Source organism: Nostoc parmelioides FACHB-3921 (assembly GCF_014696625.1).
GTDB classification, from domain to species: Bacteria; Cyanobacteriota; Cyanobacteriia; order Cyanobacteriales; family Nostocaceae; genus Trichormus; species Trichormus parmelioides.
Genome location: NZ_JACJQL010000093.1, coordinates 1 through 19,010 on the forward strand (window position 1 = coordinate 1; position 19,010 = coordinate 19,010).

The window sequence follows — 19,010 nt, forward strand, 5'->3', positions numbered from 1 at the left end:
TGGAAAAATAAATTTTCTACTTTCACTATTTTTGCGAAGTATAAAATGGATATCTGCTTCGTGAAGCATAATGTGAGCTAAAAGCTCATTTTTTCATTCAAGTCACAAACAGGGGCATCCTTGAAATGAATTTAGGAGAAACGTTTCTCCTAACTCAATTGCTTGAGTAATAAGAACGCTACTCTCAGCACTGAGAGCAGGTTAGGGAGTGTATGGCGGCGACTGTTTTAGAGGAATCACGATAAGACTTATTCCGGCATAGCTCCCTAACCTGCAACTGATAGTCTCTGGTTTATCAATTGGCAACCTAATTTAGTGAATGTTCTGTTAGCAGAGCAAGATAATTGTTTATCCAGGTTGGGAATTTGGGGCGAATTTCTGAAGGGGGTTATACGAGAGAGTTGTAGAATATATTAGGGAATTTGGCATTCGGCGACAATTTTACTCAGTGCAAACACTAAATACAATAGACCTGAAGACAAATAGCGTTGTTATACTAATTTTAATATATATAATTTTTGGATATTCTTGTAGTTTTATGATAAGGTATGAAAATCAAAGTTTTTATAGAAAGTCTAAAAAAAATAAAATTCAGTCAAAGTAAGGAATCTAGGTAATGATTAAATTTTATTTATTAATATATTATATTAAATAAATTGAAGCTCCCAAATTTAAATAGGTAATAATATCTATCAATCCTAATATTGAATAGATGTTTAGGCTAATTCAAAGAAACCTCCTGGTATTTAACTAATAAATTATTATGCAGAGTTAATTTAGAAAATACACTCTCCTGCGCTGCACTAACATTTAATTTATTACAATTTATAAAATTTAGACATTAATATTTCTTAAAACATAAATATTTATGACTCAAAAAGCTACAGCGAAACTTTTCTCATTAATGATGGGACTTTCTAAAGAATATGAAAATTTTCTAGCTTCTGGTTACAAATGTTCTCAATGTAGCGAAGTTTTATATTCAATGTGGAAGGGGTATAAAGTTAATTTTTATTCAAAAAACGGTGAAAAAATTAAGCCTCCTTTTATATATAAAGCCGAAATAGTAGAATGTCCTAATTGTAATTATCGCTGGAATGTGCGTGGCGAATCTAACGTTAATAGCGCTAATAAAGTTTTGGAAATTAAAGAAACACAAAGGTCTGAAGAGTTTATTGGTAAAGAGCAAAGATTAATTGATAACTCCAAAAGTACAAGTAAAATAACGCGGAGATTCACGATTACGAGAGAATGGTCAAAAGCTTATTCTATAGAATATGAGAAAACGCAAGTTAATGGTTTAGATATCAATTTAAAGTTAAAATTTTTAGAAGTTGAATTAGATGCTATGAAGTTACTTTTTCAAGAAACAATAAAGAAACAATATTCAATTTCTGAAGAAACAAAAGAAAATTATACAGAAGAAGTTATAGTTGAAGTACCTGAGTATAAAAAAACAAATTTAATTTTTAGCTGGAAACGTATTTGGCAAGATGGATTTATCAAAATCTGTAGTCCTGATAATACAGAAATTAGTATACCTTTTAAAGTAGTTGTAGGAGTAACATTCGACCAATCCGTGGTTGAAGAAATTTAGTATGTACATCGTGGTGGAAATAAACCACATTAGGCATGGAGCCACGGCTAGGAATGAGCGATCGCGCCAACGAGTTCGGTAGAGTCGGCGTTGCTCACAGGCTAAGTTCGTCCTCTTGCTGTCTGCGCTTTTGTTGCTCCTCCAACAGAAGAGCTACTAGTTCCTGACTCCAATCAGGCTTAAAAGTTGTCACTCTCTTACTGTGGGGCAACAATTCTAATACTGCACTAGCAGCAGTATTCCCTTGCGGATCATTATTAAACGCCAGGAAAACTTGATTAGTATCTTTGAGAAATTCCATAGGTAGGTTATTCGGGTCATCAGCTACCATAAACATCGTTCTAGTTGGCGGTAGCCCTTTGCATTGGTGGATAAGGTATGTGGCGGCGGACATCGCATCAATTGGTGTAGAACACAGAAAGACGTTTTTCACCTTGGACGTTGGTTGCTCTCCCAATCTCAGATAAAACCAACCATTCGATGCAGAGGCGTTTTGGTCGTACTCGACAGCCTGATGACTATGCAAGGGGTTTGACCAAACTAATGCGCCAGTGTCTTTATCATCCAGATTACGTTTGATAAACAAAATATTCCGTTGCTCATCCATGTAAAGCAACTGAAGATCATGTAATCCTTGCACAATAAAATTGTCTATGTAGCGTTTCTCGTTCAAATACTTGTGTAACACTTGCCAAACAACTTTATCCTCTGGTGGTGGTGTGAACTGAGGCTGTTGTTGTTTGCGTTCAATTTCTTGAAACAGGTTTTGTCTCTCCTCAACTGGGAGTGGTTTAGCGGGTTTGAGCAGCAATTCGTTAATCTGCTCATCATGTCGTTCTGGTATGTAGTCAACCCAAAGATGTTTTTGCAGACCAGGAAAGGTATAGGCTGCACCTAGTTGTGTACCACTGAAAGCCTGCCCGTCCTTTTCATAAGAAATTCCTTTAGACTTGCCGTTTCTAGTAAATCCCATCCTCACACTGATACCAAGCTGCTGTAAGCGCATAATCAACATCGGCATTTGGGAATACTGAGCAGATACGCTATAAATTGTCTGCTGAAGTTCCTCCTTGATAGTGCGTCCTGGCGGCTGCTCAAGTTTACCTAGTTCATATTCTTCCTGTTCTCGCCTTATGCGCCTGATTTGTCCGGTGCTGGGTGTGCGCTGTAGTTTCTCTCTACTGCCTTGGACTTGCACCAAATTATAGTCAATTTCAATTTGTCGCAGCACTTTCTCAGAGCGTACATAATCCCAAGAATCATGCACTAACAGCCCTGTATCCATCCTGATGCGGCTGGCGGCAATATGGATGTGGTCATCATCGGTGTTGTGGTGGCGGAATATAACAAACTGATTGGCATCAAAGCCCATTTCTTTCATGTAGAGATCGCCAATTTCATTCCACTTTTCATCATCTAAATTGTCACCCTTGGCTGCTGATAATGAAACATGGTAAACAACACGTTCTGCATCAGGATTTAATTGTCGAGACAGTTTAAATTCTTTGGCTAATTCTCTTGCATTTCTCCCACTCATGTTACCGCCAATGAGTTGGGCTTCATCGCGTGATTCTAAGTAATCTAACAGCTTGCGAAAACCTCTACCCTTCGTCTGCTTCCCAATCATCTTCTTCGTCCTCCTCGTCCCAGTCAGTTTCTTCTGTGTCAGCTTGGGCAATGTCTCGTCTACACTGATGCAGCACCTCTAAAAGTTCTTGTAAAAGTTGCAGGTTAGCTGGGGGAGTACGCCCCATTTTTATCGCTGTGTTTGTGGCTTTGACAAGCTGATTTAAGTTGTTACCAATTTGTCCTAATTCCCAATATGTTTGTAGGCTAATTTTACTCAGTCGTTTAGGCAGTGGTCGCAACAATCCGTTACGCCTCATCAACTCACTCGCTGACATTCCCGCATCAACTGATTTTATCCGCAGCAGATCCAACTCAATATCACTCAACCTTAGTGAAAAGAGATGCTTTCTTACGACCCTTTTTGACTGCTTGCGATTAGCCATAATCAAGAATTTTGGGGCAACACAAAGGGGGGTTTTTCAAGGGGGCTGCTCCCCCTTGAACCAGCCGCCGTCCGAGCGCAGCGAGGTAAAGCGTTAGCTTTAAGGCATGGCTGGCTTCTAGCCCATTTTTGGGGGTGGTGCAGAGTCTTGGGGCAGGTCACGGCGTAGCCGTGAGGCTGACTCAATAGTACAACGGGGAGAGGGATATAACAACGGCGTAGCCGTAATAGTTAATAATGAAGCACTGGGTAAATTCTAGATTTGGCGTAGCCACAATATTAAAGTTTTAGATTCGGCGTAGCCGCTACAATAAGAACTGATTCGGCGTAGCCGTTATAGTCAGATTATTTGACATCAGTTGAATGGGAAGAACAGCGTAGCTGTCACAAGAAAATCTACTTTGGCGTAGCCACTAAAGTAAGGACTGGTTCGGCGTAGCCGTTATAGTCAGATTTTTTGACATCAGTTAAATGATAATAACAGCGTAGCTGTCATAAGAAAATCTACTTTGGCGTAGCCACTACAGTAAGGACTGGTTCGGCGTAGCCGTAACACTAAAAAATTATTCGGCGTAGCCGTAATAGTAAGAACTGATTCGGCGTAGCCGCTTTGATTAAAATCGCAGATTCGGCGTAGCCGCAATAGTCAATTTTTTTTAGCATTTTGAAAACCGATTGGTACAGATGTTTTCAGATAGCCGATAATTGATAATCAATCACTACATGAGATAACAATGGCTGAACATCAGAAGTCTGAGGTCATCACTAAAAGTAAGATTGATAAGGCTATCGAGCTACTGAAGGAGCAGAAGCCGAAAGAGCGAGATGATGTATCTGACAGAGAGGCAGTGAGGAAAATGAGGTGGTACATCGAGAAGCTGACATCCGATAAGTACGGCTACACTTATGATGAAGTCGCAGAGATGCTGAAGGGTCTGGGCATTCATTTGAGTGGCAGCAGAATCAAATATTTAATAGGCGAGTTGAGGAAAAGCAGTCGTCGCCGTCAAAAGACCTCTCTTGACGACAATAATAAATCAGAAAATCTAGCTACTGAAACTCAGCCAACAGTAAACGCCAGTAGCGAGGCTGATAAATTACGTAGAAATAGTGAGAAAGGCAAGAGAAAAAATCAACAGCTAACAGCACAGCAACAAGAGGATAAATCACTGTCACAAAACCCAACGAATAGGGACGCTTTTGTGCCAAAACTTTACAGGGATGAAGATTTATAAGCTGATTTGGTGCAAATGCGCTCCCTTACACTTTCGGAGGTCAGATTTTGGGCCACTTTATAACCAGAATAGCCGTTTCAGCAGTTGCAAAAATTTGCAGCTATGCTGTAAAAAATTCGGATATTAAAGGCGAAGCACAAACTGGCTACCTATGTTTTGAAACATATAATAACGAGCTAAAAGTTCATTTTTGAGTGCAAGTCACAAGTAGATAGCGGGCAGCGCAGAAGCAAGAAGATAAATCAGAGCCACAAAAACTGGTAAATTTGTGTGATTTCAAAGATTGCGAGTTAAATTGTCAACTTCACTCACGAGTGAAGCGATTTGGGCTGCTGGAGTACCTCCTGTTGCAGTTGTATTAATAATAGCCGCACCCAATCGAATAAAAAGAGAAAGAACGCGAAAAACTTCTTTTGTATCATTAAATTTTTGAACAGCTTCTAAAACTTTCCTAGTAGTTGCTTCTATTTGTTGTTTAGCATTTTCTAAATTAGTCATCACTTTGACAATTTCTGCTGCATCCAAACTACTAGCTTTAATCAATAACTCTGGAATTTGTATCTCCAATGACAGAATTTCATCTTCTAAATTTTTAATATTTTCTCTAGGTGCTTCTTCCTCTTTAAAAGTCTTGATTCTTGCTTTCAAAATATCACGTCTATTCATACAAGCTTTAGCAATTATGCGATAGCTCTCAGCTTGTTCTTGTAAGTCAATTACGGTTAATTCTTTACTCATAAACTTACTTTTATTTTGATGTTTTTTTTATTTAAAAACTTTATTAGATTGCTGAACTAATTCATCTATTTCTTTGACATAAGTTTTCACCATCTTCCTGATTTCCGTTGGTGAAGGATTCTCATCTTTTTGATACATTTCTTTTATTTTGTGATGATCTTGAGAAATCTTTTTTAGAATTGCAACATAATTTTCTGCTATTTTTTGTTTTTCAACGATTGCTGACTTAGTTATTTTCCAGTCCCGATCTAGGTCTACAATTGTCTGATCTCTGAGAACAACACCAATTCCTTCTAGACGAGAACTGTTGACTACATTGATAATATTCCCTAGATATTTTCTGTAATAGTTATCAACTGCGGTTTTCTCAGTCTCTAAAGCCCCGTTGATATAGCCTTTATTAATAGCTTTAGAGAATCCGTCAATATAAAATATTAGACTTTGATCATTTGCTAAAACAGCATCTTTTAAAGTAGAACGTCGTTCTTGCTCAGAAAACACTCTAAAAAGGAATCTAGCAATTGCTGTTCCTGCATCAACTACATCAGTTTGAATTTTCGGTATTTTTACCAGTGACTCTTGAATAGAATTTAGTTCCGGATCGTAGTTAATTAAATCATCAGAAGCTAACTGACCCAAAGCTATTAAATAGTTCATAATTACTAAATTGCCCTTATTTAAAGCTTGACTAGCTTCTTTTGGAGTTGTTTTAGGGTTAATATAATTAAATAAATTTGGTTCTGACTGTTGATTCTCATAACAAGATTTCTCTTTCTTTATCCTAGCTTCGTTAATTCCCGCATTACTTAAAGATTGCAAGGGGGTATAATCAGCAGCACGAAGGCAAGATTGATATAAATCATTAGCAATTTTTTCAAATGCTAGATTGGCTTTTTGCCCTACTTTGGATAAATTTTTAGCGGCTTCTATATCTGCACTACTACCACATCCTCCTAACACTAAAAAAAACGGAACTAGCACTGTGGCGGCTAATTTTTGTTGGGACACGAAAATCTCCTTATTTAACAAAAAAAACTGACAACTCTGGATGCCAATTTTTTATAAAAATTAGTGGCAATCCAAAGCACTTTATTTGCTTAAACAAAAGGAAACACCTTATGCCGAAATATCCGAACTCAAGTATGGCATCGGCGAAGACAACAGTATTAATTCTCTGAACACAGAGATACCACAAAGAATACGTAAAGTAAACGTTCTTAAGCACATCTCTTACGCCTGTGTCGGATATAGGGGCTAAAGTAGCGAAGCTGCTATCAGCCTCAACGCTACGGCTGAAAACGTTGCCCAGAGATAGTTTCAGAAAATTTTTTCAACTTTTACCCTAAAAATAAGATTTTGGCTAACTGAGTCCACACTTAAAGCTGTACCTTTTAAACCGTACTGAATTTTATAGCCTGAAACCCTCATGGTTACGTTACCGAATGCTGTACCAAATAGCTTAAGCTTCAATTGGCACAGTCAAAACAAGCTTTTTTGGCAATTTTCGGATTAAAGAGCAATTTTATTTTTGAACAGCTTTCGTAGTAAGACTTTCAGACGTTACATGGCGGCTAGTGACAAGCTCGCGACTTTCCCCCTATGAAGACTATAGGAATCCTGTTTGATTATTGAACAGAGTTTGACGTATAACTTTTATAAATCGGGCTTTTGAGTCTCAGCATACGTTCAAGATTCAAGTCGGATTCCTATATCTAATAGCAGGAGTAATTCTTTTTATAAAGAAAATAAAAAGACGAAAATATAGGAACTTATGAATTTTAACTACGTCTCCAAAATTTAGTTCTCAGCCTAACAAGGAGATTTATAAATGTCAGCAACAGGCACTGCCACAACCTTATTATTCGCACCAGATCCTACACAACTATCAACAATAGCTGGAGCTGCAATGCTAGCTGGAGTAGCCATCTACGCAATCAGTAAAGATAAAAGAATCTCACTAAAATATGAAGATCAATATAGGAATGCTGAACTTTCAATTGGATAAGTAAAATCTTTATAAATCTCTTTAGATAAGGAGAGTTTAAAAAGTTTTACAGATTACGTCTTAAATAATAAGTCAACTTTTTTGATGAAAAAAAGTCTTGGTAAAAGGGTTGGCTTACATTAAAGACTGGCCGCCGAGATACAGATAACGTTGGCGAATTGCCCAAATAGCTAAACTGAACCGATTAGTTTGGCAATGAAACGATTGAGAACTTTCTGAGGGTATTGAGCCGAGATGCGGCGTGACAAGGCATAGTGAACCGGACGCTCACTCAATGATTAAGTACACAATCATGAAGCGGAGCATCTTTTACTACTGATAGGTCAGTAGAAATGAAAAGCGATAAATTTTATCAGATCACTGTCGGGTTAGTTACGGCTTGCAGTGGGGCAAAGTCTGAGTAAACTTCAGTAGGCAGACAACGCAGAATAATCATCAACAAGTCAGCTTTAACTTGAGGCGTGGAGAAATCCACAATTCGCCGCAACTGTGTCACAGTAATGACTGTAGCCACTTCAGCTATATGTTTCAAAGCATCTTCAGGCGATGCCTCAGCTTCATTAATCAGCGTCGGGAAGTATTCACGGGCAAACCACCTTTCCTCATCACTCAAGTCTGTAAGATTTTTATTACTACTGCTATGAAGACTATCTAATAGTAGGAGTAATAATTTTTTAAACCTAGCCCAACCTCCCCAACGCTGTGTAAATCGGCTCACCCATCCTTGGGTAGTGTCTATAATTTTGGCGATCGCCGTTTGGCCAATTTTCTGCTGCGACTGCCAAAGCTGGGTGAAGGCTTTGACAATGGCGTGACCTGTCTGCTGATCTCGGCTACCGGCTTCGGTGCATAAAGTACAGGCATCGACTACTTCTAACTTGACTCCAGGCAGTTCATCTAACAGAAAACTGAGGTCATAGTCAGCGCAGAAGTAAAATGTTAGCTCCTCATTGGGGCGACGATGAGCGCGTAATCGGCCAATTTCTTGAATGATTTCGGCTCTGATTAATTCGGTGAGATACTTTTGGAAAATGCCATTGGGGTCTGCTAGGTTAACTCTTTTACCAGTCATCACCTGAAAATGTGCAGCCAATGCGCCGATGTTTTGGTAGGGAATGCCAAAAGAAGCGATCGCATCACAGTCACTAAAGCGATTAACACCCCGACCATCGACAAAGTGACCGTATTCAACATGGTCTTCTGCTTCCTCAGCAATTTGTTTCCACTCGATAATGCCCGGTTTCTTGTGTATCTTGAGCAAAGTTTCCTTGAGGGCATCAACACGGTCAGTTAAAGAAGGTGAGCGTTTTTTGGGCAACTTACCCAGCCCAACGACGTTGACCACCTTTAAATTGCTGTAGTCGGGGCGTGACTGCCCTATGACTAAGATTGAGTCATCGTAGCCGAGTTTCAATTTCAACAGTTCTGGGCTGATAGTGGCATCAAGGTAAACATTGAATTGGGCAGAGTAGGCTAACTCAGTATATTTAGTGTCGGGGCGATAAATGGTCAATATACCCCATTTACAAGCCAAATATCCTTCACCCTTCCAAGCTTCGAGGAAATCAGGGAACCAGTAAAGGGGCAAATCAAAGAACTGCTTACCTGCTTTTCGGGCGCTGTCCTTGGCCACACGTTTGGCAGCAAAACGAGCGGCGGCGCTTTTTCGGAGTTCTCTATCAGCAGTGATATCAATGGAGTCTAAATCAGCCATAAATTCTAAATTAGGCTGTAATATCTGGGTAATGGCTTCAATATCTAAGTCTTGCGGAAATTCGCCTAATTCTTCTCTTAGTGCAGCGTCATTAAAGCCGTAACGAGAATCAGGTTTAATATCTCCAGAGAGCAGCGATCGCAAAACTGGTAAGAACTGCTGGAGTTTTGACCATTGCTCAGGAGGTAAGCCACCTGCAACTAAGGAACCAACGGTAGTATCAAAATCCTTTAACTCTACGTCAATGGAGTGTACAGGCTTAATGAGTGTACCCGCTTCTTCCCAAATGCGCCCTACGGTGAAAGGTTCACCAGCAGCATTAGTTAACTCAACTGGGGTAGAGTCGGGATGCGCTCGGATTTCGGAGTAATTTTGAATTGCACTCCGTTTAAGGTAACGGAAGCCGAAACCATCACCATAAGCGAAACGGCACTGATTCTTATTGACACAACCGTTGCAGATGGGGCTAATGGCACTTTCTTCAAAATCTAAGCTGACAAAGTTTTTATCCCGGAATGCGCCGAATAACCCAGTTCTACTACAGTTACCATTAGTATCGGGAATTTCACCCGCTTTTGGCTGTAGTAAGAAATTAGCACCTGTTGGGGTAGTGCGGGTGGGGTCAACTTTTAAACCGTTGTGCCGCACTGGCAGGTCAACAAAGTTAGTCTCAATGGGCAATGTTGAGGGGTTTCTGTGGTTGGCATCCTGGTAAATTAATTTATCAATGCCGAACATGGCCGCCGTCAGTTGACCAGCATTGTAAGACTTACCCAGCCCTGGATGGGAGTTATCTAAAATTTGTTTCCAGCCCTTAGAGATGGCTTCCACCCATGCGGCGATATGTTCCTCTGGTCGGCACTCAATGTAGATATCGCCTGTAAAGCCGCTTCTGTGAGGGATATTGCCCCGCTTGTAGATGATTACTTGACGTAAAAGCTTGGCAATTTCGGGTGCTGTCTGGGGTGATGCGGTGGCTGGTTCCTCTGACGCGGATTTTGAAAATCCTTTAGCAGCTGTAACGAATGGGGCGATCGCTTGTTTTAATAAATTCTGGAAGGTTGTCAAGTCTTCCCTGACTCGTCCCAGTTCCCACTCTTGGCGGCTAATGACTCCTTGCTGCTGGGTGTAGCGTGGTTCATACTGCCGTTGCGGGAAGCGGAATCCATACTGCTTGGCAATGTGAAACAGTGTGCCGATTGTAATCCCACCACGCCGGAAACTGCGAATCTTGGCGCGGATGTTCCAGGTACTACCCTTGATGCTGGGCGACCATTTCTCAGCTATGATTTCCGCTTCGGCAGGCCCATAGTGGTTAACCAAAGCCATCAGCACTTGGCGACATTCATCATAATTACCACTGCCAGGGCTACGCGGTGGAATGAATGAGAGAGCAAGGTGTATCAGCTGCTCAATATCCCAGCCTTCAACGTCGGAAATCTCGCGCCACTGCTGACGGCGTGACTCAATTTCTTCGATGCGCTGCTGATATTCTTCCCTCTCCTTCTGCGCGATCGCAATTGCTTCAGTTACCCACTCAGAGGGTAGGGTTGCATTGGGGTTGACTATGAGAAATTCTGCTTCAGTGTTGCCGTAAAAAACCCGGCTGGCATCTTTACACGCAGGGTCATGGGGCAACTGCTGCATGAGCTTACGGGTACAAGCTTCTACAGTGTCAGCACCCTCAACGTATTGCGGTAGAAGGAAAATCAACCGGAATTTATGCCATTCAGGTTTATGGCTCTTGGTGGTGTAGAGTAAAGCGCAGTATTTTTTGATGAAGGGATGGGCTAACGCTTCCTCGATGGTTAATTGGTGTTTGTACACCTTGATAGAATTGCCGTACTCGTCTTTAATTGGCTTGCCGTCCTCATCACGGGCGACATCGGAATTGTCAATGTCAAGGGGCAACCATTGAGAACCTATAACATTTGCCTTACTGCGCCATTTACCACCTAACAAGCCAGCACAAACGGCGTGACCCGCTTGAATGTGTTGCTTAACATCCTCTATTGTGCCTTCTTTATCTTGAAAGTTGGCGGCCAGCTTTTTAAAATCCCAGTCTTTATTTCTGCCAAAAGTGTTGACTGCGAATTTAATTTTGCGGTTGTCAATTAAATCTTCTTCTGTCAAAGCAGCAGAATTAACCACTTTAGCTGCATCTGCTTGTGCTTCTACTGAGTAATTAAATTGTTCTAATTCTGACATATAGCCATTCCTCCAGTAAGTGTGTTGGAGGAATTGGAGCTATCCCGTTATAGTAATTTTTTATACGACATTCGGAAATATAGTCATAAATAATTTCTAAACTGCCGTTCTTATCTTACTGGTAAGTGCTAAAATGCCTCGGCACGCCAATGGTGTAAGATAAGATTACTATTAGGGATATTAATCCGGGCTGTGAAAACCAGATACCCCAATTCCATTTGAAAACCTCGCTGTCCTACCGGGACGCGGGGTTTTCACTGTGTGCGTCTATTCGGACTTGGCTAACCAAGCCTTGATAAACTCAGTTACTTCCTCCTGTTGAATTACAAATGCAGTACCTTTTCTTCTGAGAGCCAGAATTTTCATATCTCCGACTTCAGAATAAAGGTGTGAATTGTGGTCATCGACCGCCTTGGTGGGCGGCCATAAGACCAAAACTTTTGCTGAGGGTGTTTTTGTAGCTTCCCTTGAGGACATTCCAAACAAGTCTCTGTTCTTGCTCAACCACTTCTCGTAATCAGCCAATTCAATTAGTGGGCAAGGATTCCAAACTTTTAGTCCATGTTTGTCTTTCCTCTTGATCTGTAAAACCTCTCTAGTTTCGTTGTAGACAATCTCCTTATCTCCTATTGAGCGAATTGAGATAAATATATGGACTTTTCGCTCAAATCTCACAAACAAGTCGATAGGGTTCTTATCTTCTACCTTCAGCACGGGAAATACTTGTATTCCCGCGCTTTTAAACTCATCCAAAAGCGTGGCTGTTAATTTTTCCAACCGTGCCAGTTTTTGAGTAGCTACCAAAGGCTTGTAAGCCAATCCAAAAAGTAACCAGCCTAACGGATGAACTATGCCACCTGTAGCCAGCGCAGCACTACTAGCCGCTAGAGCAACAGTCGATTCATAGTCTTTCGCCTCCCTAAGCATCTCTAACGCCGCTTCATTGTGCGGTGGGAGTTGAAATTCTGTAGGTGGATCTTTCACGGTAGTCATTGGCGACATCAAAAATTAAGAAGAGTGAAATTAGCACTTACTGTACTGATAGTAATACTTGACACTGCATTTTTGAATTAATAGCCCTTGTTTCTGTTATTGGGTCGAATTTTACCTTACATTGCTTAATATCTCTTTGGCACTCGCCACTCATGTTGTACCCTTCCCTTTTTTGTTTCTGGGTGCTGAGTCCGGTTTCTCATGCTTTGCTAGCCAAAGGCTAATTGCTTCATCTAGTGCATCGCTTTGGGTAATTTGCAATGCAGTGCAAGCTATTTTAAAGCTTAAAGCTTTGTCCTTTGGTATATATCCGCTAACTTGAGCGAAGTTTGGATCGTCTCGTCTTGTTGCCACATTACTGTTTTCTATTTGTTCTGAAAACATTTTGGCATTACCTCAAGAAAATTAGTAAATCATTACCTCATGTCTTCATGAAGTAATGATTTAATGTTATCATACAATCATCAAGCCAATAACAGCCACCCAACAAAGGCAATAGAAGCCAGAAAGTGACGTTGAGGCTTGCCAAAAGCTGGATGTGTGGATTTAAGGCGATTGTGCCTCTAAATTCTCCAAAGCCAGAAATCCAAAGACTTTTACCAATAATCAGAACCATGACAACCGCATACTTGAATGCCGAAAATTGGCTTACTCAAGCCGACTTGCTTGCCAATTCCGGGTTAACTACCATCACGGGAGGTAAAGACCCCGGTGCTGGGTATGGCAAGGCTATCTATGGTGATTTTTCTATCATGATGCCTGCTGCATACTCATTAGTCCGCAACCGGAACAGAAGCCATCACGAAACCATATCTAAGGATGGCTGTTGGGTTCGTTATGTGGTGGGGGCAAGAAAGGATTTATCTGATGTTCAATTCTTCTGGGGTAGTGCGGCGATCGCACAACCTGACTACACCCTACTTCATGAGGACGTGCGATTCGTTGCTTAGTAAATCTTGGTATCCAGTCCATAAATAACTAAGCCAGTGAAACTTAACGTAAGTTAAGCACTGAACTTTCAGAATGATGTAGGTGAAAGCCCTACCCGCTAGATTCGAGCGTGACTCCTTATCTGTCCACACCGAACAAGCTCAATTCTTGTAGAGTGAAGCTGGAAACAGGGCATAATCAGACGATTGTTAAGAATCGACACTGGTGCTAACAGGAAGTTCCCACGGTGAAATTGAACCTAGAAAAATGACTCATGAAGAAGCGGGGCTTAACAACCACACCCCCCGACTCCATCAGAGATAAAACCCGCCGCATCAGTCTTCAATAGCGGTAAGAATCTAGGGTTTCTGATAGTCAAATTGGTTACACCTAACGGAACGTATCAATCATCTGAAGGAACGAATAAAAACGACTTGAGAGTCTAGGGAAAGTCGAATCCCTGGTAGGTGAGATGAGACACGGAACTCTCTCAAGTCGGGTAGGATGCGGCGTAATTGCTGCAAGGTATTCAGAAAACACTTAATGGAGCAGAGCATGATTAGGCACAGTGATTACACTAGTGAATCTTGGAAGAATCTACCCTGGAAGAAATTTCGGAAGGATTTATTCCGCCTACAAAAGAGAGTGTTCAAAGCGGTTCAAGCAGGAAACAAGCGAAAAGCTCGGTTTTTGCAAAAACTTATTCTGAAATCCCGTGCGGCTAGATTTCTGTCAATCCGACAAGTATCACAGCTAAATGCTGGTAAGAAGACAGCAGGTATTGATGGTGTAAAGTCCCTCGATTTTACAGGACGTTTCGAGTTAGAAATTCTACTTAGAAAATCGGCTGGAGACTGGAAGCATCAAGGACTAAAGGAAATCCCAATCCCCAAAAAGGACGGGACTACCAGAATGCTGAAAATCCCAACTATCGGCGATCGCGCTTGGCAATGTCTAGCAAAATACGCACTAGAACCAGCACACGAAGCAAATTTCCATGCTAGAAGTTACGGTTTCAGAGTAGGACGCTCGGCACACGATGCCCAAGCACTTCTATTCTCAAACTTAAACAGCAACGCCAACGGAATAGATAAAAGAGTTATCGAACTCGATATCGAAAAATGCTTCGATAGGATTTCACACTCCACCATAATGGACAACCTGATAGCCCCTAAGAATATCAAAAATGGTATTTTTAGATGCCTGAAAGCCGGAGTCAATCCCGAATTTCCAGAACAAGGAACCCCTCAAGGCGGAGTAGTAAGCCCCCTACTAGCCAACATCGCACTAAACGGAATTGAAAGTATCCACAGAACCCACATAGCGGGTTGTAAGATAACCGACAAAACCGCAGAAGGTCAAATACTATATCCATCCGTCCGCTACGCCGACGACATGGTAATAGTGTTAAAACCTCAAGACGATGCAGAACTGATACTAAGAAACATTGACGAATTCCTAGCCAAAAGAGGAATGAAAGTAAGTGCTAAGAAAACCAAAATAACCGCCGCGACAAATGGCTTTGACTTTCTAGGTTGGCACTTCAAAGTGAGAAACGACGGAAGAATATTAATAACTCCCTCAGTGGATAACTTTAAGAAATTCCGGGAGAAAGTCAAGAAAATCGTTAACTGCTCGAACTATGGTTCCAAGGTAAAAGCCGAAAAGCTAGCACCGATTGTAAGGGGTTGGAGAAACTACCATAGGTACTGTGATATGTCAGGGTCAAGGTTTTCACTCTGGTTCATGAATCACAAAACCCACACGGTATTTAATAAGGAAACCAGGAACACCAGAAAGTCAAGTACTGCACTTATAAAGAAAGCGTTCCCATCAGTTCCTTACTCCCTCGGCTCACACGTCATAGTTAAAGGAGACAAATCCCCCTATGACGGAGACTTAATTTACTGGAGTCAACGCAACAGTAAATTATACGATGGGATGACATCCATTGCCTTACATAAACAGAACCATTCATGTGGTCGATGTGGAATGAAACTGACAAGCGAAGAGCATGTACATTTACACCACATAGATGGAAATCATAATAACTGTAAACCTAAGAATCTTACAGCAATCCATGAATCCTGTCACGACTATTTACACATGAGCAAAAGGGTCACTCCCTAAGAATATCGGGAGCCGTGTACACGGAAACGGGTACGCACGGATCTAACTGAGAGGGACGGGGAATAATATCCCCTCTCGACTCAACCAAGTCGAAAAAAGCAGAACTGGCATTAGAAAGCATCCTTGCAGACTTAGCAGTTCTGAATATTCCCGATGGCATGAGACTAGAAATTAGTTTGAGCAACCATAACCCACAACGTTGGGACAAAGAAATTAAGCGGCGAGTGCAAGGTATTCACACCTTCCAACACAAACATCCTGTAAGTCGTGAGATTGTCACCAAGACAGTGGAGATTGTAGTTACAGGTGTTTATCGGGAAGGATTCGGCAGTATTGCTTACTGTCTATTTGGAGAACCAAGCCTAGTTCTAGAAGAATCAGAAGTAGCTATCGCCCTTGATATCGGTTCATCGACTTGGCTAATTACTGTATTTAACGGCAATGGTGCAGTGATTGGTGAACATTTAATAGAGAATGGCTGCGGTGAATTGCACTCAATGATTGCCGAGGCATTAGATAAGAGAAATGACGCTGGAAGCCTCATATCTAAAGATGTCAAACATTCCCCTTCTTTAGTCAATAAAGGGATTCTAGAAGGCACTTTGATTTATGGAGGAAATCATTTAACAGGCAAGAAATTTGAAGTGGAATATGCCCAATGTTTAGACCAATGGTGGTCTAGTCAAATTGAGAAATTCGCCAACTTTGTCACCTCTAAGAACTACCTAGATAGAGCTAAATACCTTGTTGCTTGGGGTGGTGGTGTTTCTCTGCCAGTAGTCAATGAAAATCTAGCCCAATTTGGCTTTATGGTCTTGCCAAATCCGCAATTTATCAATGCGATGGGATTGAAGTTATTAACTGAAAGCACAACAGGAGTGTAAGAAAGTGTCTGAGAAAACCTGCTACGAATCTCGGCGTATAACCATCTCATATTTAGCGGTTTATGAACTGTGCCAAATGTTTGACATACCGCAAGATGCACCAACGCAAGCATTCTCAGCCGCAATAGAGAAGCTGATATTTCAGTCTGGAGTCAATTATCCTGCATTACCAACTCCTCAAAATAAAGCATCAACACCTGCACCAATTCAACCGAACAAGACAATGCTATCAAGTATGGTCAATCAGTTAAAAGGGGTAGCGTCATGAATAATCTAAGCCTAGTTTATGACAGCACATTACTAACCCAATCTAAGGTGTATCAGATTGACAGAACGTTATATCAATTCCTTTACAGAACAGGCACAATCCAGCATCCTAAATACCACTTTCGTCCACTATCTGGACAACGCAAGAAGGCTGATTTATTACTCAATCACAAGACTTTAACCACTCGTTGTTATGAAGTGTCAGGGATGAGTACCAATGCTTCTGTCATCAGTCAAGAATCACTGCAATTAGCACTATTTTGAAGGAGAAAAGATTTTGAAAATTAGACAAGCAATAGGAGCCACTTTATTTCTATCTAGCTGTGTTTGTTTTGGTTATCTTTCTACTCAAAAATTTGGTGCAACTGCCACAGCAATGATAGGTGGAGGAATGTTCAGCATAGGAGCAATCGCCCACCTAAAACAAAAACCAGTACCACCTAAACGTACCAGCAAATCTGTTAACTAACAGGCAGAATTATGAGCCAATCATTAACTAGCCTAATTCAACAGGCACAGGAAACAATTCTACAAATTCGCAACCATCCCGACTACAAGCAAATTGCACTCAACTATAGTCCCGACTTGACGTTAGGAGATGCAACAACAGCATTGACTTACTTGCAGTGGGAAGTTGAGGAGAGAACAACTATCGATGTAGCAAAGCTTGAAGCATTTTCTAGTTAGAGAGAAGAAGGCGATCGCATGGACTGGTAATCTTGGCGATCGCTTCCCCAGTGGTTTTAAATACACACATAAGGATCATACCAATATGTCAAAACCGTTAGGCTACTTCACCTCAACAATGCCGGGGGATGGTTCCTACCTAGACTCACTTCAACAGCAGTACGGCAGCACATTTGAACAACTGAACAAGGTTGAAAAACTGTTGCTCCTGCAAAACATAGCCCAAACCCTGCTAGGTGCAGAAATTAACGTAATTGGCAGCGCAGTATCAGCAGAAGCTGTCTCAACAGTCTCGCCCATTGTCCAAGGTCTTTACAAACGAGTGACCCTAGCAGACTTGTTGGGATTGGCAGAGGCATTGGTTAATCAACTCAAGTATCAGCAATAGGAGTAAAACATGGCGCGTAACTATGGAACAGCCAAACTAAAAAACCATATTTCTAATAATGCCCCAGGTACTTTAGGAGCAATGGTCAAACTGTTTGATGTGTCGGCGGAGGACTTTAACAAGGCACTTCACGGCGACCAAACGGTAATCACTCGAATTGCAGATATGGCGCAATTGTCGGACACTGCCAAAGCTAATCTACCCAAGGCGCTGGAGGCATATCGAAAGATTATCGAAACAACCGGGGATGTTAACCAAGCCTACGCGGAGTTGGTGCAACTAACCCAGAAGCACGGAACGCAAACCCTGAAAGCTATCAACGCCAGTAAGACAGGAGAGCAGCGTTTCAAAAATGAGATGACCGAGATACAAGCCGAACACGTCAACGCTACTACTGCGGAGGCAACCCGACACGCTCAACGCTCAAGCCTGATTCAGATAGCAGGGGCCACCGCAGACCTAATGGCACTGGCTAAGTATGAGGCGGATTTAATCAAAGCGTCTAACAAAGTTCCTGAAGCACAGGATACAGCAGATCGCGCCTATGAAACTGCTGTCACTAACGCACTCTGGACAAACGGTAGTGAAGCCAAAACCGACCGCATACCCAAGCCGAACTACTCGCGCACTGCTGGAATCAGTCGTGTGGGGCAGTGGTTCAGGAATTTTATGGGCATCTAAGCACAAGTAAAAAGCCAGAGATCCTGCCATCTCTGGCTAAATGTGTTTGTTCTACGATGTGGAGCTATGGAGTAATCAATGAATGATTTTGACACGCTGCTATCTCAATTTCACTCCAATAATGAACAGACTCCCTCTCCTCATTGGAGTGAACCACAAAAAACTCAAACCACCCCAGAGGATGAGGACAGCGAACGGCTAGAGCAATCTATTAGGGATGTTTTCAATAACAAGCAACTCTTAAACAAAGCTCTAGCCACATTCTTGGGCGTATTTACCGCTAACACAGGAGTCAGCCTACTAACGAGTTTATCCATTGGAGCGATCGCTTCTGGCACACTGGGCAGCATTGTACTGGGTCTATTTTTCGCCAACACCCTCACCAAGATTCAATATGACGGACAAATCCACATTGGCAAAGACTTCATGGTGGCAACTGTCCAAACTGTGAGCGTAGGTGCTTCGCTGTGGATAGCCTTTGACGAATATCGGGTTGTAAGAGAAGCGACTAATACAGGTAAGACACGGTTCTATGAGGAGGT

General features: G+C 41.6%; 22 protein-coding genes. 13 read left to right on the forward strand and 9 right to left on the reverse strand.

The genetic code is table 11. The features are described from left to right. Nucleotides 1–868 precede the first annotated feature (868 nt). Nucleotides 869–1,597, forward strand: a complete 729-nt coding sequence (locus H6G14_RS29985) for a hypothetical protein (RefSeq protein WP_190572251.1) — start codon at nucleotides 869–871, stop codon at nucleotides 1,595–1,597. Nucleotides 1,598–1,691: 94 nt separating this feature from the next. Here H6G14_RS29985 and H6G14_RS29990 read toward each other — a convergent pair whose 3' ends face one another. The 3 genes from H6G14_RS29990 to H6G14_RS30000 form a co-directional block, all read right to left on the reverse strand. Next, a complete protein-coding gene (locus H6G14_RS29990) occupies nucleotides 1,692–3,224 on the reverse strand; it encodes a relaxase/mobilization nuclease domain-containing protein (protein WP_190572253.1) in 1,533 nt (510 codons plus the stop codon). Beyond that, nucleotides 3,199–3,609, reverse strand: a complete 411-nt coding sequence (locus H6G14_RS29995; protein WP_190572255.1) for a plasmid mobilization protein — start codon at nucleotides 3,607–3,609, stop codon at nucleotides 3,199–3,201. The genes H6G14_RS29990 and H6G14_RS29995 overlap by 26 nt, the downstream gene beginning before the upstream one ends. Before the next feature lie 462 nt (nucleotides 3,610–4,071). Continuing rightward, entirely contained in the window at nucleotides 4,072–4,251 is a 180-nt protein-coding gene (locus H6G14_RS30000; RefSeq protein ID WP_190572257.1) for a hypothetical protein, read from the reverse strand. Nucleotides 4,252–4,342: 91 nt separating this feature from the next. Here H6G14_RS30000 and H6G14_RS30005 point away from each other — a divergent pair, with 91 nt between their 5' ends. Beyond that, the gene (locus H6G14_RS30005; RefSeq protein WP_190572259.1) at nucleotides 4,343–4,843 is read left to right on the forward strand and encodes a hypothetical protein; all 501 of its coding nucleotides are present in this window, start codon (nucleotides 4,343–4,345) and stop codon (nucleotides 4,841–4,843) included. A gap of 276 nt (nucleotides 4,844–5,119) precedes the next feature. Here H6G14_RS30005 and H6G14_RS30010 read toward each other — a convergent pair whose 3' ends face one another. Beyond that, nucleotides 5,120–5,581, reverse strand: coding sequence for a hypothetical protein (locus tag H6G14_RS30010; protein WP_190572261.1), 462 nt, complete (start codon nucleotides 5,579–5,581; stop codon nucleotides 5,120–5,122). A gap of 27 nt (nucleotides 5,582–5,608) precedes the next feature. Further along, a complete protein-coding gene (locus tag H6G14_RS30015; protein ID WP_190572263.1) occupies nucleotides 5,609–6,589 on the reverse strand; it encodes a hypothetical protein in 981 nt (326 codons plus the stop codon). Between the two features lie 820 nt (nucleotides 6,590–7,409). Between H6G14_RS30015 and H6G14_RS30020 the strand changes: the two genes are divergently transcribed. After that, nucleotides 7,410–7,586, forward strand: a complete 177-nt coding sequence (locus H6G14_RS30020; RefSeq protein WP_190572267.1) for a hypothetical protein — start codon at nucleotides 7,410–7,412, stop codon at nucleotides 7,584–7,586. A gap of 352 nt (nucleotides 7,587–7,938) precedes the next feature. On the opposite strand, the gene H6G14_RS30025 is transcribed toward H6G14_RS30020, so the two are convergent. From H6G14_RS30025 to H6G14_RS30040, 4 genes are all read right to left on the reverse strand, one after another. Further along, a complete protein-coding gene (locus tag H6G14_RS30025; RefSeq protein ID WP_190572268.1) occupies nucleotides 7,939–11,508 on the reverse strand; it encodes a PriCT-2 domain-containing protein in 3,570 nt (1,189 codons plus the stop codon). Nucleotides 11,509–11,775: 267 nt separating this feature from the next. Further along, nucleotides 11,776–12,501 carry a hypothetical protein gene (locus H6G14_RS30030; protein WP_190572270.1) on the reverse strand — a complete coding sequence of 242 codons (726 nt, stop codon included), beginning with the start codon at nucleotides 12,499–12,501 and terminating at the stop codon, nucleotides 11,776–11,778. Between the two features lie 150 nt (nucleotides 12,502–12,651). After that, entirely contained in the window at nucleotides 12,652–12,885 is a 234-nt protein-coding gene (locus H6G14_RS30035; RefSeq protein WP_190572272.1) for a hypothetical protein, read from the reverse strand. Between the two features lie 37 nt (nucleotides 12,886–12,922). Next, nucleotides 12,923–13,117, reverse strand: a complete 195-nt coding sequence (locus H6G14_RS30040; protein WP_190572274.1) for a hypothetical protein — start codon at nucleotides 13,115–13,117, stop codon at nucleotides 12,923–12,925. Here H6G14_RS30040 and H6G14_RS30045 point away from each other — a divergent pair. The 10 genes from H6G14_RS30045 to H6G14_RS30090 all read left to right on the forward strand — a co-directional run. Further along, a complete protein-coding gene (locus tag H6G14_RS30045; RefSeq protein ID WP_242054103.1) occupies nucleotides 13,116–13,451 on the forward strand; it encodes a hypothetical protein in 336 nt (111 codons plus the stop codon). The genes H6G14_RS30040 and H6G14_RS30045 overlap by 2 nt on opposite strands. 535 nt (nucleotides 13,452–13,986) lie before the next feature. Beyond that, on the forward strand, nucleotides 13,987–15,561 hold the full coding sequence (locus H6G14_RS30050) for a reverse transcriptase domain-containing protein (RefSeq protein ID WP_190572276.1): 1,575 nt from the start codon (nucleotides 13,987–13,989) through the stop codon (nucleotides 15,559–15,561). A gap of 158 nt (nucleotides 15,562–15,719) precedes the next feature. Continuing rightward, on the forward strand, nucleotides 15,720–16,445 hold the full coding sequence (locus H6G14_RS30055; RefSeq protein ID WP_242054105.1) for a hypothetical protein: 726 nt from the start codon (nucleotides 15,720–15,722) through the stop codon (nucleotides 16,443–16,445). Between the two features lie 4 nt (nucleotides 16,446–16,449). Then, nucleotides 16,450–16,713 carry a hypothetical protein gene (locus tag H6G14_RS30060; RefSeq protein ID WP_338421238.1) on the forward strand — a complete coding sequence of 88 codons (264 nt, stop codon included), beginning with the start codon at nucleotides 16,450–16,452 and terminating at the stop codon, nucleotides 16,711–16,713. Then, complete coding sequence (locus tag H6G14_RS30065) at nucleotides 16,710–16,976, forward strand: hypothetical protein (RefSeq protein WP_190572278.1); 267 nt, start codon at nucleotides 16,710–16,712, stop codon at nucleotides 16,974–16,976. Before H6G14_RS30060 ends, H6G14_RS30065 begins: the two co-directional genes overlap by 4 nt. Before the next feature lie 13 nt (nucleotides 16,977–16,989). After that, complete coding sequence (locus H6G14_RS30070; RefSeq protein WP_190572280.1) at nucleotides 16,990–17,181, forward strand: hypothetical protein; 192 nt, start codon at nucleotides 16,990–16,992, stop codon at nucleotides 17,179–17,181. An 11-nt stretch (nucleotides 17,182–17,192) separates the two neighbouring features. Next, nucleotides 17,193–17,399 (forward strand): hypothetical protein, encoded by a 207-nt coding sequence (locus H6G14_RS30075; RefSeq protein ID WP_190572282.1) that lies wholly within the window; start codon nucleotides 17,193–17,195, stop codon nucleotides 17,397–17,399. Next, nucleotides 17,380–17,787, forward strand: coding sequence for a hypothetical protein (locus H6G14_RS30080; protein ID WP_242054109.1), 408 nt, complete (start codon nucleotides 17,380–17,382; stop codon nucleotides 17,785–17,787). The genes H6G14_RS30075 and H6G14_RS30080 overlap by 20 nt, the downstream gene beginning before the upstream one ends. Nucleotides 17,788–17,796: 9 nt before the next feature. Then, the gene (locus tag H6G14_RS30085; protein ID WP_190572284.1) at nucleotides 17,797–18,468 is read left to right on the forward strand and encodes a hypothetical protein; all 672 of its coding nucleotides are present in this window, start codon (nucleotides 17,797–17,799) and stop codon (nucleotides 18,466–18,468) included. A 78-nt stretch (nucleotides 18,469–18,546) separates the two neighbouring features. After that, on the forward strand, nucleotides 18,547–19,010 hold a 464-nt coding region (locus H6G14_RS30090), incomplete at its 3' end, for a hypothetical protein (protein ID WP_190572285.1).